Origin of the sequence: Paraburkholderia sp. EG287B (assembly GCF_040965595.1) — a bacterium.
Classification (GTDB): Bacteria; Pseudomonadota; Gammaproteobacteria; order Burkholderiales; family Burkholderiaceae; genus Paraburkholderia.
Map to the genome: position 1 here is coordinate 24,824 of NZ_JBFRCG010000034.1, position 22,010 is coordinate 46,833.

The 22,010-nt window shown below is 65.3% G+C and carries 22 protein-coding genes and 1 tRNA gene; 7 read left to right on the forward strand and 16 right to left on the reverse strand.

All coding sequences use genetic code 11. The annotated features are described in order from the left end of the window. Positions 1-135: 135 nt before the first annotated feature. The 5 genes from AB4Y40_RS39495 to AB4Y40_RS39515 all read right to left on the reverse strand — a co-directional run bounded on the left by AB4Y40_RS39495 (position 136) and on the right by AB4Y40_RS39515 (position 4,790). Complete coding sequence (locus AB4Y40_RS39495; RefSeq protein ID WP_069265235.1) at positions 136-1,092, reverse strand: ribose-phosphate pyrophosphokinase; 957 nt, start codon at positions 1,090-1,092, stop codon at positions 136-138. 90 nt (positions 1,093-1,182) lie between these two features. Next, positions 1,183-1,259, reverse strand: a tRNA-Gln gene (locus AB4Y40_RS39500). A gap of 50 nt (positions 1,260-1,309) precedes the next feature. Further along, positions 1,310-2,212: a 4-(cytidine 5'-diphospho)-2-C-methyl-D-erythritol kinase gene (gene ispE, locus AB4Y40_RS39505; RefSeq protein ID WP_368692475.1), complete on the reverse strand. Its 903-nt coding sequence runs from the start codon at positions 2,210-2,212 to the stop codon at positions 1,310-1,312. 80 nt (positions 2,213-2,292) lie between these two features. Further along, positions 2,293-2,955 (reverse strand): lipoprotein insertase outer membrane protein LolB, encoded by a 663-nt coding sequence (lolB, locus tag AB4Y40_RS39510; protein ID WP_368692476.1) that lies wholly within the window; start codon positions 2,953-2,955, stop codon positions 2,293-2,295. Continuing rightward, entirely contained in the window at positions 2,955-4,790 is a 1,836-nt protein-coding gene (locus AB4Y40_RS39515; protein WP_368692477.1) for a tetratricopeptide repeat protein, read from the reverse strand. The genes lolB and AB4Y40_RS39515 overlap by 1 nt, the downstream gene beginning before the upstream one ends. A 122-nt stretch (positions 4,791-4,912) precedes the next feature. On the opposite strand from AB4Y40_RS39515, the gene mutM reads away from it, so the two are divergent. Together mutM and mutY are read left to right on the forward strand one after the other, a co-directional pair. Then, positions 4,913-5,743: a bifunctional DNA-formamidopyrimidine glycosylase/DNA-(apurinic or apyrimidinic site) lyase gene (mutM, locus tag AB4Y40_RS39520; protein WP_368692478.1), complete on the forward strand. Its 831-nt coding sequence runs from the start codon at positions 4,913-4,915 to the stop codon at positions 5,741-5,743. A 15-nt stretch (positions 5,744-5,758) separates the two neighbouring features. After that, positions 5,759-6,892 (forward strand): A/G-specific adenine glycosylase, encoded by a 1,134-nt coding sequence (gene mutY, locus AB4Y40_RS39525; protein WP_368692479.1) that lies wholly within the window; start codon positions 5,759-5,761, stop codon positions 6,890-6,892. A 26-nt stretch (positions 6,893-6,918) separates the two neighbouring features. Here the strand turns inward: mutY and AB4Y40_RS39530 are convergent, their stop codons facing one another. The 11 genes from AB4Y40_RS39530 to kdsD all read right to left on the reverse strand — a co-directional run bounded on the left by AB4Y40_RS39530 (position 6,919) and on the right by kdsD (position 16,581). After that, on the reverse strand, positions 6,919-7,557 hold the full coding sequence (locus tag AB4Y40_RS39530; RefSeq protein WP_368692480.1) for an LON peptidase substrate-binding domain-containing protein: 639 nt from the start codon (positions 7,555-7,557) through the stop codon (positions 6,919-6,921). A gap of 42 nt (positions 7,558-7,599) precedes the next feature. After that, on the reverse strand, positions 7,600-8,493 hold the full coding sequence (rapZ, locus tag AB4Y40_RS39535) for an RNase adapter RapZ (RefSeq protein WP_368692481.1): 894 nt from the start codon (positions 8,491-8,493) through the stop codon (positions 7,600-7,602). A 136-nt stretch (positions 8,494-8,629) separates the two neighbouring features. Next, a complete protein-coding gene (gene hprK, locus AB4Y40_RS39540) occupies positions 8,630-9,598 on the reverse strand; it encodes an HPr(Ser) kinase/phosphatase (RefSeq protein WP_028201859.1) in 969 nt (322 codons plus the stop codon). A 196-nt stretch (positions 9,599-9,794) separates the two neighbouring features. Further along, positions 9,795-10,250 (reverse strand): PTS IIA-like nitrogen regulatory protein PtsN, encoded by a 456-nt coding sequence (gene ptsN, locus AB4Y40_RS39545; RefSeq protein ID WP_028201860.1) that lies wholly within the window; start codon positions 10,248-10,250, stop codon positions 9,795-9,797. Positions 10,251-10,603: 353 nt separating this feature from the next. Next, positions 10,604-10,960, reverse strand: a complete 357-nt coding sequence (raiA, locus tag AB4Y40_RS39550; RefSeq protein WP_028201861.1) for a ribosome-associated translation inhibitor RaiA — start codon at positions 10,958-10,960, stop codon at positions 10,604-10,606. A 173-nt stretch (positions 10,961-11,133) separates the two neighbouring features. Then, a complete protein-coding gene (locus AB4Y40_RS39555) occupies positions 11,134-12,651 on the reverse strand; it encodes an RNA polymerase factor sigma-54 (RefSeq protein WP_368692482.1) in 1,518 nt (505 codons plus the stop codon). Between the two features lie 281 nt (positions 12,652-12,932). Then, positions 12,933-13,724, reverse strand: coding sequence for an LPS export ABC transporter ATP-binding protein (gene lptB / locus AB4Y40_RS39560; RefSeq protein WP_324153760.1), 792 nt, complete (start codon positions 13,722-13,724; stop codon positions 12,933-12,935). Beyond that, a complete protein-coding gene (gene lptA / locus AB4Y40_RS39565; RefSeq protein WP_368692483.1) occupies positions 13,721-14,413 on the reverse strand; it encodes a lipopolysaccharide transport periplasmic protein LptA in 693 nt (230 codons plus the stop codon). Before lptA ends, lptB begins: the two co-directional genes overlap by 4 nt. Positions 14,414-14,444: 31 nt before the next feature. Then, positions 14,445-15,044, reverse strand: coding sequence for an LPS export ABC transporter periplasmic protein LptC (gene lptC, locus AB4Y40_RS39570; protein ID WP_324153764.1), 600 nt, complete (start codon positions 15,042-15,044; stop codon positions 14,445-14,447). Next, a complete protein-coding gene (locus AB4Y40_RS39575; protein WP_368692484.1) occupies positions 15,041-15,595 on the reverse strand; it encodes a KdsC family phosphatase in 555 nt (184 codons plus the stop codon). The genes lptC and AB4Y40_RS39575 overlap by 4 nt, the downstream gene beginning before the upstream one ends. Beyond that, entirely contained in the window at positions 15,595-16,581 is a 987-nt protein-coding gene (gene kdsD, locus AB4Y40_RS39580; protein ID WP_254314581.1) for an arabinose 5-phosphate isomerase KdsD, read from the reverse strand. Before kdsD ends, AB4Y40_RS39575 begins: the two co-directional genes overlap by 1 nt. Before the next feature lie 225 nt (positions 16,582-16,806). Between kdsD and AB4Y40_RS39585 the strand changes: the two genes are divergently transcribed. From AB4Y40_RS39585 to purU, 5 genes are all read left to right on the forward strand, one after another. Continuing rightward, positions 16,807-18,822 (forward strand): cation:proton antiporter, encoded by a 2,016-nt coding sequence (locus tag AB4Y40_RS39585; RefSeq protein WP_368692485.1) that lies wholly within the window; start codon positions 16,807-16,809, stop codon positions 18,820-18,822. Positions 18,823-18,919: 97 nt separating this feature from the next. Then, positions 18,920-19,486 carry an adenine phosphoribosyltransferase gene (locus AB4Y40_RS39590; protein ID WP_368692486.1) on the forward strand — a complete coding sequence of 189 codons (567 nt, stop codon included), beginning with the start codon at positions 18,920-18,922 and terminating at the stop codon, positions 19,484-19,486. A gap of 35 nt (positions 19,487-19,521) precedes the next feature. Next, positions 19,522-20,136, forward strand: a complete 615-nt coding sequence (locus AB4Y40_RS39595) for a LysE family translocator (protein ID WP_368692487.1) — start codon at positions 19,522-19,524, stop codon at positions 20,134-20,136. Between the two features lie 18 nt (positions 20,137-20,154). Next, positions 20,155-21,039, forward strand: a complete 885-nt coding sequence (locus tag AB4Y40_RS39600) for a DUF4743 domain-containing protein (protein ID WP_368692488.1) — start codon at positions 20,155-20,157, stop codon at positions 21,037-21,039. Positions 21,040-21,114: 75 nt separating this feature from the next. After that, a complete protein-coding gene (purU, locus tag AB4Y40_RS39605; protein WP_368692489.1) occupies positions 21,115-21,984 on the forward strand; it encodes a formyltetrahydrofolate deformylase in 870 nt (289 codons plus the stop codon). Positions 21,985-22,010 lie beyond the last annotated feature (26 nt).

Genomic DNA, 22,010 nt, shown 5'->3' on the forward strand with positions numbered 1-22,010 from the left:
AAAACGGGGCCTTTTCAGCACTATGCCTGCCTTCGGGGCCCCCAGCGATGCAGCGCGAACCATCGTCCGTTCGCGCCGATTACGTGCAAAAGCGCGGCGTCCTTGCGAACACCGCGCCTTGCGCGTCAATTCTTGTTAGCTTTCCGCGAACAGCGACATGACCGAGTCGCCGCGACGGATACGCGAGAACGTTTCGGCGAGAAGGCCTGCGCTCGTGAGCGAGCGGATCTTCGCGCACGAACGCGCTTCGGCGCCCAGCGGAATCGTGTCGGTCACGACGAGTTCGTCCAGAGCCGAAGCGGCGATACGCTCGCCTGCGCCACCCGAGAGAACCGGGTGCGTGGCGTAAGCGAACACCTTCTTCGCGCCGCGTTCCTTCAGCACTTGCGCTGCCTTGCAGAGCGTGCCGGCGGTGTCGACCATGTCGTCCATGATCACGCAGGTGCGGCCTTCGACTTCACCGATGATGTTCATCACTTCGGCGACGTTCGCCTTCGGACGACGCTTGTCGATGATGGCGAGATCGCAGTTCAGCTGCTTGGCGAGCGCACGGGCGCGCACCACGCCGCCGACGTCCGGCGAAACGACCAGCAGGTTCTCGTGATTCTGCTTGCGCAGATCGCCGAGCAGCACGGGCGTTGCGTAGATGTTGTCGACGGGAATATCGAAGAAGCCCTGAATCTGGTCGGCGTGCAGATCCATCGTGATGATCCGCTCGACACCGGCGATTTCCAGCATGTTCGCCACGACCTTCGCCGAGATGGCGACGCGCGCCGAACGGGGGCGGCGGTCTTGACGGGCATAGCCGAAGTAGGGGATAGCTGCGGTGATCCGGCCTGCGGATGCGCGCTTGAGCGCATCGACCATGATCATCAGTTCCATCAGGTTGTCGTTGGTCGGCGCGCAAGTCGACTGAAGGACGAAGACGTCCTTGCCGCGCACGTTTTCCTGGATTTCGACCTGGATTTCACCGTCGGAAAAGCGGCTAACCATAGCCTTACCGAGGGGAATACCGAGGATCTTGACGACTTCCTGGGCAAGCGCGGGATTTGCGTTGCCAGTAAAAACCATCAGGCCGTCATGGCTGCTCATCATGCACCTGCTGCGGACTTTGAGGGGGCGAGAGGAACTACTTAGGCGAACTGCCCTGGGTAACCCACAGAGCGAACTGCCTGGAATTTTTGGCAGGGGAGGAAGGACTCGAACCCTCGCATGCCGGAATCAAAATCCGGTGCCTTAACCAACTTGGCGACTCCCCTACACTCAACTTTGAGCCTGACTGACCGGTAGGACGATCAGCCACGCAAAACTATGCCGCGAAAGCGAAGAGTGGATGCTTGTTCAGACTCGAGGCTACCGCGCTTCTCCAGTCCGGTTGTTCCGCAAGCAGTCTGGCGCGTGCCGATTCTGCTTCGGACCGACTGGCGAATGCTGCAAAAACGCTGGCACCCGATCCGGTCATCCGCGCTGGTGCGATGCTGTTCGAAACACTTTCAAACCATCGAAGCACCTGCGCTACTTCCGCGTATTTTCCTGCGACAACCGCTTGCATATCGTTATGACCGAAGCTGTCTGGCCATCCCTGCTGCGTTGCTTGCTGTGCAAGAAAGACTGCTATTGTGCAGGTCTTTGTGTCCCTTGTCAATGACTTTTCCGAAAAAATCTCGGCAGTAGGAACATGAACCCGCGGCGTCACGACCAAAAAATGACGCGGGGGCAATTGTACAGCCTCGAGAGCTTCGCCAACACCCTCCGCGAACGCATTTTTTCCGAACACGAAGAAGGGCACGTCCGCGCCCAGCTTGAGTGCGAGCGCCTGCAATTCCTCGCGCTGCAGGTTGAGCTTCCAGAGGCGGTTGAGCGCGAGCAGCGTCGTGGCGGCGTCGGAACTGCCGCCGCCGAGACCCGCGCCCATCGGTAGACGCTTTTCGATATCGATCTCGACACCCTCGCTCGTGCCCGTGTGTTCCTTGAGCAGCGTCGCGGCGCGCACGGTGAGGTCGTGCTCGGCAGGTACGCCTTCCACCTCTACGGTGCGCGTGATGCGGCCATCGTGGCGGCGCGTGAAATGCAGCGTGTCGCCCCAGTCGAGCAACTGGAACACGGTCTGCAGATCGTGATAGCCATTGGGACGGCGGCCCGTGATGTGCAGGAAGAGATTGAGTTTCGCGGGCGCGGGGCAGTCGCGCAGCGAGGCCTGGGTTTCGATCATGATGCTCTTGGGATGATGCCTGGCTTCTGGCCGGCGCGTGCCGGCCAGATATTGCTGATGTGGGACCGCAACCGGCCCGCTTACTGGTCGAGCACGAGCTTGATCTGAAGCGGCGGGACATCGCGCGTGAGATTGACGCGCTTCACGCCATTGGCCGGCGCGTCCGCGTAGGCGACGTAATCGATGGTCCAGCCGTCCTGCTCGATCTGCGAAAGCCGCTGCGGATTCTGCGCGTCGGGCGTGGTGCGCGCGTGCGAGGTGGGCGCAACCGATGGCTGCAGCCAGTAGCGCAGCCCTTCCACGGGCAGTGCGAAGCCGAGCGCCTGCTGCATGAGCGTACTCACGTTGTCGGCCGTGAGCGGCTGGCGGTTGGGCAGTTCCAGCGTGGCTTGCGACGGTGCGGAGGTGACGAGCGCGAGCGTCTGGCCGAGCGGATTGAGCAGTTGCAGCGTCACCGTCGAATCGGTCTCGTGCCAGTCGAAGTTGCCGTACGCATTGCGCTGCTGGCCATTCTGGTCGACGTACTGCACGGCGAAGCGGCCATGATAGGCGCGGTTCGTCTGCGTACTGAGCGAGGTCGTGGCGTTCGAGGTGGAAGGCTGGCGCGGCGGCTGTTGCGTCGCACAGCCCGCGAGCACGAGGAGCGCGGCCGCCGCTGCGCCAAGCGACGCGCGCCGTACAAGGCGGGCGGCGCGCGCAACGGGGAGGGCCTTGGGGGAAACCGAAGTGAAAAAATCTGCCATCAGAGATCGTTGACCTGGAGGCGCTTGAGCGTCTTCAGGAGCGTGTCGTTGTCGGGTTCGAGCTTGCGGGCCTCGCGCCAGGCAGCGCGTGCGCCGTCCTGGTCGCCGTTTTTCCAGAGCACTTCGCCGAGGTGCGCGCCAATTTCCGCGTTCGGCTGGAGGCTGTAGGCCTTGCGCAAGAGCTTGATCGCGTCGGCATTGTCGCCCATGCGGTACTTCACCCAGCCCACGCTGTCCATGATGAACGCGTCGTCCGGTGCGAGTGACGAGGCTTTTTCGACCAGTTTGTCGGCTTCCTGCAGGCGCTGGTTGCGGTCCGCGAGCGAGTATCCGAGCGCGTTGTAGGCCTGCGGATTATCGGGCTGCGTCTTGATCAGCTTGCGCAACTGCGCTTCCATGACGTCGTAATGGCCGGTTTTCTCCGCTGCCATTGCGTAGTCATAGGTGAGATCCGGGTCGTCCGGGAAGTCGGTGGTCGCCTTCGCAAGGCGTGCCTCGGCTTCCGGGTAACGCTTCGCGTCGAACAGGATCGCGGCGTCGGTGCGCGCGATCAGCGCCTGGTCGCGCGGATCGTCGGCCTGGATGCTCGCGAGCTGGCGGCGCGCGTCGTCGGTCTTGCCTTCCTTGTCGAGGATCTGCGCGCGCGTGATCTGGGCCGGCACGTACTGCTGGCTGCTGGGCTGGATCTTGTCGAGCCACTTCTGCGCACCGGCGTCGTCCTTCTGCTCGACCGACAGTTGCGCGAGGTAGATATAGGCCTGACCGGGGTCGGCGGCCGGATTCTTCTCGGCAATCTGCGCGTATTGCGTCAGATACTTCTGCGCCGCGTCGAGCTTCTTCTGCTGCACGCTGATGAGCGCGAGCGCCATGAGCGGCATCAGGTCGGTCGCGTTGTCCTTGTGCAAGGTCTCGAACTGCTTCTGCGCGTCGTCGAGGCGGTCGGCAGCGAGATAGGTCTGTGCGAGCGCAAGCCGGCCTTCGCGCGACTTGGGGTTCTGCTGGACGTACTTTTCGATCGATGCAATGCCTTCGGCGCGCTCCTCCGGGCCCATCTGCGCGAGCATCAGCGCGGCGGGAAGGTAGTCGGGCTTGAGCGCGAGCGCCTGCTCGAACGACTTGCGCGCGCCGGGCGCGTCGTCGGCGAGCAGCTGCTGGCGGCCGATCGCGAGCTGCGCCTCGGGACGGTTCATGTCGTCCTTGAGCAGCGCTTTGAGCACATTCAGTCCGCCCACGCGATTGGGGCCGCGCGAAAGCAGAAGCTGCAGCGAGAGGATGGCCTGACCGCGGCTGTCGGCCGGTACCTTCGCCAGTTCGCGCGCGAGCAGCGGCTGGGCGTCGTCGGGCTTGCCGGCGAGCACGAGCAGCGACGCGTCGAGTTGCGCGGCGCGCTCGGAATCGGGTGCGTACTGCTGCCAGAGCTGGACCGCAGTCAGGGCGTCGGACGGGCTTTGCGCCGAGAGCGCGATTTCGGTCGCGCGTTGCGCCATGCGCGGGTCGTGCGTGTCGCGCGCGAGCGCGAGATACGTTTGAAAGGCCGGTGCTGGCTGGTCGCGCTGCAGCGCGATCTCCGCGGCGAGCACCTGGAAGACGATCTGGCTCGACAGCGGAACGCCCGGCAGAGCCTTCTTCTCGTCGGGCGAGGCGGGACCGAAAGCGTCCGGCATGGTGACGGAAGTGTCGTCCGTGTCGGGGGACGGATCCTGCGCATACGCGCTCGACGTGGTCAATGCCCAGGCGGCGAGAACCGCGGCGCCAACGAGGCGACGCGCGAAGGCTGCAGGCACGCGGGGCGTCGCGGGACGCTTCGCGAACAGCTTAACGAAAGACAGTTCCATGGAATTCCGTCGAATGTTTCGGTCGATTGTAACGCGCTGGCTACAATACGCGCACAACGCGCACACACGTTTACGCAAGTTGCAGACCAACCCGGACCAGCATCCGAATCAGGCCGTCAGATATGCCAGAGTTGCCAGAAGTTGAGGTTACCCGAAGGGGGATCGAACCGTGGGTCGCCGGCCGCCGCGTCGAGCGTGTGGAGGTGCGCAACCCCGCATTGCGCTGGCCCGTGCCGGCTACGCTCGCCCGTACGCTGCGCGGCCGCACGATACGTTCGGTCGGGCGGCGCGGCAAATATTTGCTGTTCGAGGTCGACGAGGGCTGGTTCATCGTGCATCTCGGCATGACCGGCACGCTGCGCGTGCTGCGCAATCTGCCGAAGCCGCCGGCCGCGGAAAAGCATGATCACGTCGACTGGTTCTTCGACGACTTCACGCTGCGCTTTCGCGACCCGCGCCGTTTCGGCGCCGTGCTCTGGCACCCGCGCGAGGCCGGCGACGTGCTCGGCCATCCGCTGCTGGCGGCCCTCGGCATCGAGCCGTTCACGCCGGCCTTCGACGGCGCGCTGCTGTTTCGAGAGACCCGCGGCCGCAAGGTCGCCGTCAAGCAGGCGCTGCTCGCGGGCGATATCGTGGTGGGCGTTGGCAATATCTACGCGTCGGAAAGCTTGTTCCGCGCCGGCATCCGGCCGACGACCCCGGCGGGCCGCGTTTCGCTTGCGCGCTACGAACTGCTCGCGGACGCCGTGCGCGCCGTGCTCGCCTCGGCCATCGAGAAGGGCGGCAGCACGCTGCGCGACTTCGTCGGCAGCAACGGCCAAAGCGGCTATTTCCAGCTCGAATACTTCGTTTATGACCGCGCGGGCCAACCCTGCCGCGTGTGCGGCACGCCGATCAAGCAGATCGTGCAGGGCCAGCGTTCCACTTATTTCTGTCCGCGCTGCCAGCGCTGAGCGCCAAGTATTTCCATGTACCGAACTTCGTTTACTTCCGCGCCGCTACCGGCTGGCGCGTATCCCGCTGAACTGCTCACCGGTTTCGCGCCGCGCCTGATCGCCTGGCAGCGCGAGCATGGCCGTCACGACCTGCCGTGGCAGAACACGCGCGACCCGTACCGCATCTGGCTCTCTGAAATCATGCTGCAGCAGACCCAGGTCTCGACCGTGATTCCGTACTACGCGCGTTTTCTCGAGCGCTTTCCCACGGTCGAAGCGCTTGCCGCGGCGCCCGACGACGACGTGATGGCGCTCTGGGCCGGCCTCGGCTATTACTCGCGCGCGCGCAATCTGCACCGCTGTGCGCAGGTCGTGGCCGATACCCACGGCGGCAAGTTTCCGTCGACGGTCGAGGCGCTCGCGGAGTTGCCCGGCATCGGCCGTTCGACGGCGGCGGCGATCGCGTCGTTCGCGTTCGGCGCGCGCGAGACGATCCTGGACGGCAACGTGAAGCGCGTGCTCGCGCGCGTGTTCGGCGTGGAAGGCTTTCCTGGCGAAAAGCGCGTGGAGAACGCGATGTGGACGCTCGCCGAAACGCTCGTGCCGGGTGCCGAAGCGAGCGACGCCGACGTGAGCGCGTACACGCAGGGTTTGATGGATCTTGGCGCGACGCTGTGCGGGCGCGGCAAGCCCGACTGCGCGCGCTGCCCGTTCGCGGACGACTGCGTGGCGAAGACGACGGGACGTCAGCGCGAACTGCCGGCCGCGCGTCCGAAGAAGGCCGTGCCCACGCGGCGCACATGGATGCTCGTGCTGCTCGACGGCGATGCGGTCATGCTGGAGAAGCGTCCGCCATCGGGTATCTGGGGCGGCTTGTGGAGCTTGCCCGAAGCCGCGGACGAACCCGCGCTCGCCGAGCGCGCGAGAGATTTCGGCGTGACGCCGGAGGGCGCGGCGTCGAGCTTCGCACTCATGCCGCTCGCGCATACGTTCACGCATTTCAAGCTCGACATCGAGCCGCGCGTGATCGAACTCAAGCGCGATGCCGCGCCGCTCGAAGCCAACGATGGACAGACCGCGTGGGTGTCGCTCGGCAATATCGACGCGTATGGCGTGCCCGCGCCGGTACGCAAGCTGCTCGACGGTTTGCGTGGACCGCTGGTCTGAGTCAGCAAGAGAGCCGCATCAGCGCCTCAAAGCAACTGATGCTGCTGCATGTAGTGATGGACGATTTCGATACGTGCGCCCGCGTCGTTCAACTCCATGAGCTTCTGACGCGCGCGCAGCGCGATCGGCAGCACCTCGGCCAGACGGTTCGATACCCACGAGGGATCGTCGAAGCGGAACGGCTCCGCAAACGGCAGGCTCGCGGGGTCGCGCTCGCGGATCGTCGCGATGATGCGCTCGAGTACTTCCGCACACGCGCCGAATTGCGCGAGCTGTTTACCGCCTTCCAGCGGAATATCTTCGGGGATCAGTTCGGCCATGCCCACGAGCAGGCCGTCGGCTTCCACGCGATGCGAGAGTAGATGAAAGCGCTGCGTGCCGTGAGCCTGGATGTGCAGCATGCCGACGGTCTCGACATCGCATTGCTCGATGAGCGCGAGGCAGCCCACGGGTTCGGGCACGGCAGTCGTCTCGTCGGGCTGCGCGACTTCCGCGCCGCTTTTGAGCAGACACACGCCGAACGGCGTGTGCTCGCGCAGGCACTCGCTCGCCATGTCCAGGTATCGCGCTTCGAAGATCTTGAGCGGCAGCAGGCCGCCGGGGAACAGCACCGTATGCAGCGGGAACAACGGCAAATCGGCAAGCACGGCAGGAGACGAGGACATGGCGCAACGCTTTCGGTTAAGGGCCGCGCGATGCGCAGCCGGTTAGGCGATCAGCCGTGACGACTCTCCGACATCGAGAGGCGCGTCGCGGTGACGCACGATAACGTTCGACTCGCCCGCAAAGCGCGTGGCGAGCGTCTGGGCGATATACACCGATCGATGTTGTCCGCCCGTGCAGCCGATCGCAACGGTGAGATAGCTGCGGTTGTCGGCGCGAAAATGCGGCAGCCACTTCGCGACGAACGCGTAGACATCGTCGATCATTTCGTGGACGGCCGACTGCGCATTCAGAAAGTCGATCACGGGCTGATCGAGCCCGGTGAGCGGCCGCAGGCGCGCGTCGTAATGCGGGTTCGGCAGCGTGCGCACGTCGAACACGAGGTCCGCGTCGAGCGGCACGCCGCGCTTGAAGCCGAACGATTCGAACGTGAGCATGAGCGAGCCTCGCTCGCCTTCGACGAACACCTTCACCCACTGGCGCAGCGCGTTGGAACTCAGGTTGCTCGTGTCGACCTGATGGCCGAACTCGGCGAGGTTCGAAACGAGTTCACGCTCGTGCTCGATCGCTTCTTCGAGTGACTTGAGCATGCCCACGTTCGCGTCGTGCGCGGCGGAGCCCGACAGTGGATGGCGGCGCCGCGTTTCCGAGAAGCGCTGGATCAGCGACTGCGTACTCGCGTTGAGGAAGAGCACGCGCACGTCGTGGCGAAGAGCCAGGTCGCGGATCATCTCCGGCATGTCGTCGAACGACGAACTCGAGCGCGCATCGATAGCGACGGCGAGGCGTTCGTAGCCGTCGTCGCTGAGATATTGGGCGAGTTGCGGTAGAAAGCGCGGCGGCAGATTGTCGACGCAATAGTAGCCGACGTCTTCGAGCGCGTTGAGCGCCACTGACTTGCCGGAACCCGAAATGCCGGTGATCAGGATGATACGCATGGGAGAGTCGATGAACCCGATTGGGTCATCATAGCATCCGATCCGCGCGCCTGTATTGGCTCTCCGGGCCGCAGGCGCCCGTTTCGAAGCCGCGCGCCTCGCCGGCCGCGCCTCGCCGGCCGCGCGGCTACGAGCGTCAGATCAGCTTGCCGGGAAACTGGCTGTCGGGGTCCTGCATGGCGAGACGCTGGCGGTCCATGAAGTCGCGCAGGGTGTCGATACCGCGCAATTGCAGGATCGTGTTGCGCACGGCGGCCTCGACCAGCACGGCGAGGTTGCGGCCCGCGGCCACCTGGATCGTGACCTTGCTGATGGGCAGGCCGAGCACGTCGACGGTCTGGCTCTCCAGCGGCAGACGCTGGAACTCGCCGTCCGGGCGGCGCACGAGCTGCACGATGAGCTTGAGCTTCATCTTCCGGCGCACGGCCGTTTCACCGAAGATCGTCTTGATGTCGAGCAGACCGAGGCCGCGCACTTCGAGCAGGTTCTGCAGCAGCGGCGGGCAGCGGCCCTCGACGAAATCGGGGCCGAGGCGCACGAAGTCCACGGCGTCGTCGGCCACGAGGCCATGGCCGCGGCTGATCAGCTCCAGACCCAGCTCGCTCTTGCCGAGACCCGAGTCGCCCGTGAGCAGCACGCCCATGCCGAGAATGTCGAGAAACACGCCGTGCAGCGTCGCGCGCGGCGCGAGAATGCGCGACATGTAGAGGCGCAGGCTGTCGATGACGGTGGCCGCCGACATCGGCGTGGTGAAGAGCGGCGTGGAAGAGCGCGTGCAACGCAGCACCAGTTCCGGCGGCGCGGTCATGCCGTCGGCGACCACGAGGAACGGCGGTTCGAGTGCGATCAGCTCGGCCATGTGGCGCGAGCGGTCTTCGTCGGTCTGGCGCTGGTAGTAGTGGATTTCGGCGTCGCCGAGCACCTGGATGCGGTTCGGGTGGATCAGGTTCAGGTGGCCGACGAGGTCCGCGCTCGCCGTGGCCGTGGCCACCGTTTCGGTCGAAAAGCCGCGTTCCCAGCCTTCGTGCCCCGTCAGCCAGCTGAGCTTCAGCGTGGTGGCGTTGTCGTCGAAGATGCTTTGGGCGTTGATGCTGGAAGTGTCCATGAGTCGGTGACTCCGCGAGATGACTCGCTTAACGGCTGACTGAATTGCTGGCTAAATGAACCGCGCGACCTGGGTGCGCTACCTGGGTAGTTAACGGCTGCCGGCGCCTTACGCTTCACCCCTGCAACGAGCGTCGAGCGCGCGCTGTTCGGCCGCGCGTACCGCGGCCGGGCAACGCAAGACGCCGCACATTACATCAAGGTTGCCACTGGGTGAGCAGGCGATGCAACGTTTCGCGGTCTTCTTCCGTATGGAGCCGCTCACGCGTTTCGCGATCCGACAACAGTTGTGCGATCTCCGACAGGATTTCAAGGTGCTGCTGCGTGGCCTGTTCGGGCACGAGCAGGAAGATCAGGAGCGAGACGGGCTGACCGTCTGGCGCTTCGAAGGCGATCGGCTCGGCGAGGCGCACGAAGGCGGCCTGCGGCTGCTTCAGGCCCTTGATGCGGCCGTGCGGGATCGCGACGCCTTCGCCGAGGCCCGTGGAGCCGAGACGCTCGCGTGCGAAAAGATTGTCGGTAACCGTGCTGCGGGCGATGCCGTTCTGGTTTTCGAAGATCAGGCCAGCCTGCTCGAAGACGCGTTTCTTGCTGGTGACGGACAGGCCGACGACGACGTTCTCGATGGGAAGTATTTTGGCTAAACGATTCATGTTGGCAGGCGAAAACGTGGCCTGAATGCTCCACACCCCGACAGCTGACCGCTTTGGCGGAAGCTTTGGATCTGGCGACGAAGCCCGGTGCCGGGACCGTGGGGACCTGTTGGCGCGTTAGACCCCGTAATACGACTGGACCATTATAGAACAAGCGTCCACGCCGATGGTGCGATGCGCCGCGCATGAGCGCAACCCTCGTTGCCCGGTTGCACCCAGCGGTAAAACCCTGCATTGCGCGTACTCACGAAAAAGCCGCCCGGTTCGGGCGGCTTCGCTTCGAGGGGTGGAGGATGAACTATCGACTCCAGCCCCGGTTCATGGCGTGAATCGCCACACAGGACACTGTGGGATCACTGCGGCGGGATTTCGATGATGGGCGCAGGCTGGTGCTTGATCGCCTCATGTTGATGTCCCTGCACGCGGTCCTTGTGACGTACGACCTGGCGGTCCAGCTTGTCGACCACGAGATCGATGGCGGCGTACATGTCGCCGTTCGCGCTCTCCACAAATATGTCCTTGCCTTTCAGATGAAGGTTCACTTCGACCTTCTGTCTCTTATCCTTTTCCTTATGGTTGTCGACCGAGAGGACCACATTGCCATCGATTACCTGATCGAAATGTCTTAGCACCCTGTCCAGTTTGGTGATCACGTATTCTCGCAACGCTGGCGTTACTTCGAGATGGTGTCCACTGATCTTCAGATTCATAGTGCTTCTCCAGGCTAATGGCCGCGTGACGCGTGAAGTGCGGCAATGCCGGTCGACTGTCTGCCTGTGCGCGGCTCCCCGAAAGGCCTGCGACGGCGGGCTAACTCGGCCGGCCATGTCCGCCAACGGGCGTAGCGGCCGGAAAACGCCTGCTCCGAAAAAGCCGGAACAGGCTAAAGAGACTTGCGCAGATTGACCGCTGGAATCTTCAGTGCCTCGCGATACTTCGCAACGGTTCGTCGCGCGACCACGAAGCCCTGTTCCGCCAGCAGTTCAGCGATGCGGCTGTCTGAAAGAGGAGATTTGGTGTTCTCGGCTCCTATGAGTTGCTTGATGAGGGCGCGGATGGCGGTGGACGATGCAGCGCCCCCGGTGTCCGTCGATACATGCGATCCGAAGAAGTACTTAAATTCAAGTGTCCCGAATGGAGTCAGCATGTATTTACCGGTTGTCACACGCGAGACAGTAGATTCGTGTAGGCCCAGCGTATCAGCAATCTCCCTCAAAACCAAGGGGCGCATGGCGATTTCGCCGTGCACGAAAAAGTTCTTCTGACGCTCGACGATAGCCTGCGCGACACGCAGGATCGTCTCGAAGCGCTGCTGGATATTCTTGATGAGCCAGCGCGCTTCCTGCAGCTGCTGGCGCAGCGAACCGCTGCCCGGATCGCCACGGTTGTTGCGCAGGATATTCGCGTACAGGTGGTTGATGCGCAGCTTCGGCACCACCTCGGGGTTCAGTTCCGCATGCCAGTTCTGGCCGGCCTTCTTCACGATGATGTCGGGCACCACGTAATCGGCTTCGGCCTTGCCATACGACGCACCCGGGAACGGTTCGAGCGAACGGATCAGCGCATGCGCATCGCGCAGCTCGTCATCGCCCGTCTTCAGTTGCTTGCGCAACCGCGTGAAGTCGCGCGCCGCGAGCAATTCGAGATAGTTCGACACGATCTCGAGCGCGAGCGTGCGCGTGGGCGACGCATTGACGCGCAGCAACTGCAGCTTGAGGCACTCGGAGGCCGAGCGCGCGCCTACGCCCGCAGGGTCGAAGCTGTGCAGCAGCGCGAGCGCCGCATTGAATTCGTCGGCGTCGACTTCGAGTTCTTCGGGAATATCGGCAAGAATTTCCTCGCAGGTCGCGCTGAGGTAGCCGTCTTCGTCGAGCGATTCGATCAGGAAGGTGATGAGCGCGCGGTCGCGCTGGCTCGCGTTCGTTTCGCGCAGCTGCGCCATCAGATGGTCGCGCAGCGTGGTGGTCGATTCGTGGATCTGCAGCGGCGGCAGGTCGTCGTCGTCGGAGGCGTTGCCCGAGCGGCCGTAGTCGTCCAGGTTCCACTGGCTCGCGTCGCCGTTCGCGTCGCCGCCAAGGCCGTCGTATTCGTCCACGCCGCGCGGCTCGCTCTCGCTGTTCTCGCCGCTGCCGTTGGACGCCGAGGTGGAGCTGTTCGCGCCCTGCATCGGCTCGGCGCCGGAGGGCGTGGGCGGCTGCGCGATGACCGAGCCGTCCGCGGCCACGCGCAGCGGGCTCGCGATCCAGTCGTCCTCGTTCTCGAGCAGCGGGTTCTGCGAGATCGCCGTCGCGACCTCTTGCTGCAGTTCGAGCGTCGACAGCTGCAGCAGCCGGATGGACTGTTGCAGTTGTGGCGTGAGCGCAAGATGCTGCGAGAGGCGGAGTTGGAGGCTGGCTTTCATGGCGGTGTGCGAACCATTGTAAAGAGTTTGCCACGCGGACGAAACCACGGGGCATTCGCAAAAACGAGCGTGCGCCACGCCGGTGCGTGCCCGGAATTTGGTGCGCAAACAGGGACGCTGCCCGGCCTGCCATGCACCGTTTTGGGGGCACGGTCGATACCGCGGAGTTACACGGGGAAATGCGAAGGATGAGGCCGGAAAAACGCGACAGCGGATCGCGCGCGCCCGGGTGGGCGCTGCGGGACGGCGGTGAGCGGGCACGCGCGAGGCGCGCCCGGGGCTTACATGCGGAAGTGCTCGCCGAGATAAACGCGGCGTACGTTCTCGTTCTCGATGATCTCGCCGGGTGCGCCGGCCGCGAGCACGCTACCGTCGCTGATGATGTACGCGTGATCGCAGATGCCGAGCGTCTCGCGCACGTTGTGGTCGGTGATCAGCACGCCGATGTTGCGCTGCTTGAGGAACTTCACGATCTTTTGGATTTCCAGCACGGCGATCGGGTCGACGCCCGCGAACGGCTCGTCGAGCAGGATGAAGCTCGGGTCGGTAGCGAGCGCGCGCGCGATTTCGACGCGCCGGCGTTCGCCGCCCGACAGCGACAGGGCAGGATTCTCGCGCAGATGCGCGATTTGCAGCTCGTCGAGCAGCGCTTCGGTGCGCTCGGTGATGACGTCTTTCGACAGACGTTTGCCGTTGCCGTCGACCTGCAGTTCGAGCACCGCGCGGATGTTTTCCTCGACGGTGAGCTTGCGGAACACCGAGGCTTCCTGCGGCAGGTACGAAAGACCGAGCGCCGCGCGCTTGTGGATCGGCAGAAGGCTGATGGAGCGGCCGTCGAGGTCGATCTCGCCGGCGTCGAGCGGCACGAGACCCACGATCATGTAGAACGAGGTGGTCTTGCCGGCGCCGTTGGGGCCGAGCAGCCCGACCACTTCGCCGCTTTTCACATCGAGCGAAACGTCCTTGACGACGGTGCGCGAGCCATAGCGCTTCTTCAGGTTGCGCACGACGAGCGTGCTCGTCTTGCCGGCCAGCTGGCGGCCGTAGCTTTGGGTGGCGGTGGCGGTATTCACTGTGGCGGCGCTTCCTGCAGCTTGGTGGACGGCGTGAGGGCGGCCGGGGCGCCGGCAGACGGCTGTGCGCCGGTCGTGGTGTTGCGCGGCGAGAGCATGGCGCGAACGCGGCCACCCGGGTTGCCGGGGCCTGCGACGTCCTTGCCGGAGCGTGCCGTATAGAAGTCGTTCTGGCCGTCGTACGTGACGACGCTGCCGTGGACCTGATCCATCACGGTCGAGAGGCCTTGCAGGCGGCGCACCGTGGCGCGCGTCGTGAGCGTGGTGAGGTCCTGCTTGCCGTCGTAGTCGATGCGCTCGGCCGTGCCGTCGACGTATTCGTCGAGGCCTTCGCGCTTCTGGCGGAAGTAGGCGAGCTTGTCGGCGGGCGTGCCCGGCGCGACGGTGCCGGTCGCGAACTGGTAGCCCTGCGGATCCTGCGTGACGACGAGCTTGTCGGCCTTGATGAGGATCGTGCCCTTGGTGGCGACCACGTGGCCCGTGAAGACGGTCTGCTGCTTCAGATCGTCATAGGTCATGTTGTCCGCTTCGATATTGAGCGGCTTGTCCTTGTCGGCGCGCTCGGCGTGGGCCGCGGGCGCGAGGCCGGCGAACAGCAGCGCGCTGGCGAGCGCCATCAGCGCCGCGAAGCGTGCGCGGCGGGCTTCAGGCGAACGGCCGTTCAGTGGACGGGGGAGCGAATCGTTCATGCAATCGTGCCTTGCGTGGACGGCCCGGCGTTCAGGACGAGCCGCCGGAGTCTGCCGGGGCGATGGCTCCACGGACGTTGCCGAAGAGCTGGATGACCCGGGAGACATTGTTGTAGTTCATGCCGCTGGTGGCCGTCATGACCGACTGGCCGCGTCGAAGTTTAACCGGCTTTTCGGTCAGGATCACATCGTCGTTCACGAGCACTTTGAAATGCTCGGAATCAGCCTGCATTTCGGGGTCGCCGGCGCCGGCCGCGCGCAGAATGCGCGCGTTGTCGTACAGATTGACGATCGAGGCGTCGGCGTTGACCGTGCCGCGCAGCCCGGTGGCCGTGACGATCGGCTTGCCGGGCTGGAATGCGCGCACAGCCGGGTTCGTGAGGTCGCTGTTCTCGTCGTCCTCGTAGTGAACCATGTGCGTGGCCGTGAGCCGGTACTGCGTGGCGCCCGACTGGTCGAGCTCGGACACCGAGAAGTCGTCGGCGAAGTAGTCGGGCGTATGCGTGAGCGGACGCGGCGCCGCCTCCTTCTCGCGCGGCTGGACGGCCTGCAGCAGCCACCACGTGAAGCCGGCGAGCGCGGCGACGCATACGAGCGGCACGAGCGAAGTGAGGCGGAACTTCTGGTTCATCGCGGCATCCCGGCGAGCGGCGCGCAGGCCTCGGCGAGCAGCGCGTCGTAACGGTTCTGCGCGCGCAGGATCAGATCGGTGACTTCGCGCACGGCGCCGTGGCCGCCCACCTTGTCGGACACCCAGTGGGCGCGCGAGAGCACGTCCGGATGGGCGTTCGCGGGCGCGGCCGCGAAGCCGCACTGGAGCATCACGCCGAGGTCGGGCCAGTCATCGCCCATGTAGCCGCACGCCTCGGGCGCAATGCCCGTTTGCGAGAGCAGCTCGGCGAACGCGACGCGCTTGTCTTCCACGCCTTGCCACAGGTGCGTGATCTTGAGTTCCTTCGCGCGCACGGCGACGATCTCCGAACGGCGCCCGGTGATGATGGCCGTGTCGATGCCGGCTTCGCGCAGGAGCTTCGCGCCGTGGCCGTCGAGCGAGTTGAACGCCTTCATCGTGTCGCCCGCGCCGGTGAACAGCAGGCCGCCGTCGGTGAGCACACCGTCGATGTCGAAAATCATGAGGCGCACACGCGCGGCGCGCGCGGTTGCGTCGAGTGGGCTAGCCATCAGATCACCTTCTTGGAGAACAGGTCGTGCATGTTGAGGGCGCCGATCAGCGTGCCCTCGGCATCGACGACCAGCATCTGATTGATGCGATGGCGCTCCATCAGTTCCACGGCTTCGACAGCAAGTTGGTCCGGACCGATCGTGCGCGGGCCTTTCGTCATGACCTGCGCGATCGGCAGGTCGCGGAAATCGCCCACGCGCTCGAGCACGCGGCGCAGGTCGCCGTCGGTGAAGATGCCCTGCACATGGTCGTCGGCGTTGACGACCGCCGTCATGCCCATGCGCTTGGCCGTGAGTTGGAAGAGGGCGTCGCGCACGGTGACGTCGTCGCGCACCTTCGGAATTTCGTCGCCCGTGCGCATCACGTCGCGCACGTAGGTGAGCAGGCGCCGGCCGAGCGCGCCGCCCGGATGCGAGCGCGCGAAGTCGTCGGCGCCGAAGCCGCGCGCGTCGAGCACCGCGACTGCGAGCGCGTCGGAGAGCGCGAGCGCCGCCGTCGTGCTGGCGGTGGGCGCGAGGTTCAGCGGGCAGGCCTCCTTCTCCACGCCGGCGTCCAGATGCACGTCGGAGAGCTGGCCGAGCGTCGACTGCGGCCGATTGCCCGTCATGCCGATGAGCTTCGCGCCAATGCGCTTGACGAGCGGCAGGATCGCCACGAGTTCTTCGGATTCGCCGGAGTTCGACAGGCCGATGAAGACGTCGTCGGCGGTGACCATGCCGAGGTCGCCGTGGCTCGCTTCGGCCGGATGCACGAAGAACGCGGGGGTGCCCGTGGAGGCCAGCGTGGCCGCGAGCTTGCGGGCAATGTGGCCCGATTTGCCGATGCCGGATACGACCACGCGTCCGCGGCAGCTGAGGATAAGGTCGACCGCGCCGACGAAGTTGTCGTCGAGCCGGTCGCGAAGCCCGCGCACGGCGTCCGCTTCGATGTCGAGCACGTTGCGAGCGAGCTTCAGCGCCCGGTCGCCATTGATTTTCGCTATCATCCGCGGAGTATAGCAAAGGCGTCTGCGCGCCGCGCCAGCGCCCCCAGCGTCCAAACCCCGTGCGCGAGCCGCCTGGCTTGTCCAGCCGTTTCTCCGTAGCCCTTCCCAATTAGCCCGTTATTAATGTAAACAGGCCCTAGCCGCCCCTGCGTCGATGATCGACCCGGCGCGGGGCAGAATTTGCATCGCCGGTAACGACGCAGACGAACGAGGACGCTTCACACGATGATCTCCCCGCTGGAAATGACGCTGTTCCTGCTGCTCGCCTCGGTGGTTGGCGTCGTGCTGTTTCGTTATCTGAATCTGCCGCCGATGCTCGGCTACCTCACGGTGGGCATTCTGGTGGGCCCGCGCTCGCTCGGCATCGTGCCGGACACGCATGGCGCGCAGAACCTGGCCGAGTTCGGCGTCGTGTTCCTGATGTTCTCCATCGGCCTCGAGTTCTCGCTCTCGAAGCTGCGCGCCATGCGCCACGCCGTGTTCGGCCTCGGGCTTTCGCAGGTGCTGGGCACGATCGTGGTGGCGCTCCTGCTCGGGCTCGTGCTGGAGCCGTGGGTGCATATCACGTGGCAGGCCTGCGTGGCGCTGGGCGGCGCGCTCGCCATGTCGTCCACGGCCATCGTCAGCAAGATGCTTTCCGAGCGGCTCGAGATCGAATCGGAGCACGGCCGCAACATTCTCGGCGTGCTGCTGTTCCAGGATCTGGCCGTGGTGCCGCTTCTGATCGTGATCGCGGCGTTCGGCGGCTCGTCGGCGTCGCTCGTCGAGTCGCTCGGCACGGCGGCCGTGAAGATCGTGCTTGCGCTCGGCATTCTGCTCATCGTCGGCCAGAAGTTCATGACGCGCTGGTTCACCGTGGTCGCGCGCCGCCGCTCGCAGGAGCTGTTCGTGCTCAACGTGCTGCTCGTCACGCTGGGCGCCGCGTTCATCACCGACAAGTTCGGCCTCTCGCTCGCGCTCGGCGCCTTCATCGCGGGCATGCTGATCGCCGAAACGCCGTACAAGCACCAGGTGGAAGAGGACATCAAGCCGTTTCGCGACGTGCTGCTCGGCCTGTTCTTCGTGACCACGGGCATGCTGCTCAACCCGCACGTGATCTGGCAGCACCCCATCATGGTGGCGGCGTTCTTCCTCGGGCCGGTCGTGCTCAAGGCCGTGCTCATCACCGCGCTCACGCGCATCTTCGGCGCTTCGCCGGGCGTGGCCATGCGCACGGGTCTCGGCCTCGCGCAGGCCGGCGAATTCGGCTTCGTGCTGCTGAACCTCATTCTCGACAAGCATCTGGTCGACGCCACGCTGCTCCAGGCGATCCTCGCGGCCATGCTGCTGTCGATGCTCGCCGCGCCGTTCCTGATCCAGAACGCCGACCGCATCGTGCTGCGCCTTTCCTCGACGGAATGGATGCAGCAATCGCTGATGATGACGCGCATCGCCACGCAAAGCATCAAGCAGAGCGGCCATGTGATCGTGTGCGGCTACGGCCGCGCGGGGCAGAACCTCGCGCGCATGCTCGAATACGAAGGTCTTTCGTACGTCGCGCTCGACCTCGACCCCGACCGCGTTGCAGCGGCTGCGGCGGCGGGCGAGTCGGTGGTGTTCGGCGACGCCGCGCGGCGCGAGTCGCTCGTCGCGGCGGGCATCCACCGCGCGGCCGCGGTGGCGATCACCTATGCCAATACGCAATCGGCGTTTCGCGTGCTCCATCACATTCACGAGCTGGAGCCCACCTTGCCCGTGATCGTGCGCACGGTGGACGACGCCGATCTCGAACGCCTGCTCGCCGCGGGCGCGACCGAGGTGATTCCGGAGATCGTGGAAGGCAGCCTGATGCTCGCCTCGCACATGCTGGTGCTGATGGGCGTGCCGATGCGGCGCGTGGTGCGCCGCGTGGAGGAACTGCGCGACGAGCGCTACAGCCTCCTGCGCGGCTACTTCCACGGCACCGACGATGTGGGCGAGGACGGTCACGAGCAGGTGCGGCTACAATCCGTACCGGTCGACGAGCGCGCCGACGCCGTGGGCCGCACGCTCGCCGAACTGGGCCTGTACGAGCTCGGCGTCGAGGTGACGGCGATCCGCCGCCACGGCATTCGCGGCGTGGAACCGGACCCATCGACCAAGCTGCGCGAGGCCGACATCGTCGTGCTGCGCGGTCTGCCCGAGCAGCTCGCGCAGGCCGAGGAGCGGCTTTCGCGGCATCGCAAGCCCGGTGCGGCGGGCGCGGGTGCGGCGGCGGCCTGATACGCCGTCGTCGGCGCAATCGCGAGACCGCGCCAAAGGTTCCCGCCCCGTTTAAAACACTCTGCCGTTCTTTATCTAGCCACTACCCGGAGAAATCATGTCCAACGCACCTGCGAACCCGAGCGCCGAAGCCGCCCAGTTCGTGAAAAGCCTGATCCGCACGGTGCCCGACTGGCCTCAGCCGGGAGTGCAGTTCCGCGATATCACGCCGCTCATCGGCCATCCGAAGGGCCTGCGGGTGCTGATCGACCTGTTCGTCGAGCGCTATGTCGATGCGAAGCTCGACTACGTGGCGGGGCTCGACGCGCGCGGTTTCATCATCGGGCCGATCGTCGCGTATGAGCTGAACGTGGGCTTCATTCCGATCCGCAAGATCGGCAAGCTGCCGTACAAGACCGTTTCCGAGACCTACAAGCTCGAATACGGCGAAGCGACCGTCGAGATTCACGAGGACGCCTGCGGCACGGGCGACGGCGTGGTGATCGTCGACGACCTGATCGCCACCGGCGGCACCATGATGGCCGGCAAGCTGCTGCTCGAACGCCTCGGCGCGAGCGTGGTGGAGGGCGCCGCGATCATCGACCTGCCGGATCTGGGCGGCTCGAAGCTGCTCACCGATGCCGGCCTGCCGCTCTTCACCGTGACCGCCTTCGGCGGCCACTGAAACAACCCGAACGCCCACCGTCACGAGTCGATCTCATGCCGAATTTCGCGCTCTTTCTCGCCACCTCCATCGCCATCACGTTCGCGCCCGGTCCCGACAATCTCCAGGTGCTCGCGCGCGGCATTTCGCAGGGCCGCGCCGCCGGTCTCGTGGCCGCGCTCGGTTTCGCCGCGGGCGTGACGTTCCACACCACGCTCGCGGCACTCGGCGTGGCCGCCGTGCTGCGCTCTTCGCCGCTCGCGTTCCAGATCCTCAAGCTCGCCGGCGCCGCGTATCTCGTGTGGATCGGCGTGAAGGCGCTGCGCAGCCAGGGCCTCGCCGCCGCCGGCGACAAGCCGCGCCAGCCGCTCTCCGCGATCTTTCGCCAGAGCGTGCTCGGCAACATCATGAACCCGAAGGTGACGCTGTTCTTCGTCGTGTTCCTGCCGCAGTTCGTCGACCCGCATGGCGCGCAGCCCGTCACGCTGCAGATGTTCGAGCTCGGCCTCGTGTTCATGGCGCAGACGGTGGTGGTGTTCTCCCTCTTCGGGCTGTGCGCGGGCACGATCGGCGGCTGGCTGAAGCGCCGCCCGCGCGCGGGCGTGTGGCTCGACCGCCTCGCCGGCGTAACCTTCATCGCCATCGGCATTCGCGTCGCCTTGCGTGACTGATCTACGGAGTCCTGATCGATGACCTTGCCTTGCATTACCGACGCGCGGCGCTTCGATGCCGGCGCGCATCTGCCGTTTCATATCGGTGACGAGCGCGTGGGCTGGATACGCGAGAACGACGTGGCGCTGCTCGCGCGCTGGCCCGACGTGTTCGAAATCGACGGCGATGCGCACAGCGCCCGCGTGACGCTCGCCCCGCACTTCGACAACGTCACGACGCGCAGCGCGGCGCTCGGCTCGGTGATCGGCGCACTCGCGGCGGAAGGGCACATTCCGGGCTGGCGCAACGAAACCTACGCGATCCGCAACGCCTTCGATGCGCCGCCGCTCGCCTTTATCGAGCGCGCGGCCTCGCGCTTTTTCGGCACGATGACGTACGCGGTGCATCTGAACGGCGTCGTAGAATACGCGGATGCCGGTGCGGCCGGCGTAGGTGGGCCCTGCGCGCCGCAATTGTGGATCGCGCGGCGCAGCGACACCAAGGCCACCGACCCCGGCATGCTGGACAACGTCGTGGCGGGCGGCATCGGCTGGGGCCTCGGCATCGAGGCCACGCTCGTGAAGGAATGCTGGGAAGAGGCGGGCATTGCCGAGGAGCTGGCGCGCGCGGCGCGCGCGGGCCGCACCGTGCACGTGCTGCAGTCGCTGCCGGAAGGCACGCAGGCCGAGCAGATCTTCATCTACGATCTCGTGCTCCCGGCCGACTTCGTGCCGCACAACCAGGACGGCGAAGTGGGCGAGCATCGCCTCGCGCGCATCGACGAAGCCGCGCGCTGGATCGAGGAGGGCGCGATGACGGTCGACGCGAGCCTCGCGACGCTCGACTGCCTGCTGCGCCGCCAATGGATCGACGAAGACGCGTGCGAGGGCATTGCCGTGATCTTCGAACCGCCGACGCTGTGAAAGGGCGCCGGTTCTTGTAGCAAGGCCCAAAGCCCTTTTAGCAACAGCAAAGTATTGACGGGAGTTACCAAGGTCATGTCGACCGATCACAGCTTCATCCTCAAACTGTCGTGCGCCGACCGGCCTGGCATCGTGCATGCCGTGTCGGGCTTTCTGTTCGAGCGCGGCAGCAATATCCTCGACTCTGCCCAGTTCGGCGACAGCCACACGGGCGAGTTCTTCATGCGCGTGCACTTCCAGCAAGTGGGCGGCGACCCGGGCCTCGACGGCCTGCGCAGCGCGTTCGAGCCGCTCGCGCAAGAGTTCGGCATGCGCTGGGAGATGCATGACGCGAACGTGAAGCCGCGCGTCGTCATCATGGTCTCGAAGATCGGTCATTGCCTGAACGACCTGTTGTTCCGCTATCGCACCGGCCAGCTGCCTATCGAGATTCCGGCGATCATCTCGAATCACAAGGACTTCTATCAGCTCGCCGCGAGCTACAACATTCCGTTCCATCACTTCCCGCTGCTCGGCGGCACCGAGGCCGACAAGGCCGCGCAGGAAGCGCGCGTGCTCGAAGTGGTGAACCGCGAAGGCGCCGATCTCGTGGTGCTCGCACGCTACATGCAGATCCTCTCGCCGCAGCTTTGCAAGGCGCTCGAAGGCCACGCGATCAACATCCATCATTCGTTCCTGCCGAGCTTCAAGGGTGCGAAGCCGTACTACCAGGCGTTCGATCGCGGCGTGAAGCTGATTGGCGCAACGGCGCACTATGTGACGTCCGATCTAGACGAAGGCCCGATCATCGAGCAGGAAGTCGAACGGGTGGATCACAACATGACGCCGGACCAGCTCACCGCCATTGGCCGTGACGTGGAATGCGTGACGCTCGCGCGCGCGGTGAAGTGGCACGTGGAGCATCGCATCGTGCTCAACGGGCACAAGACGGTCGTGTTCCGCTGATCTTTGGTTGATCACGTGCGACACCA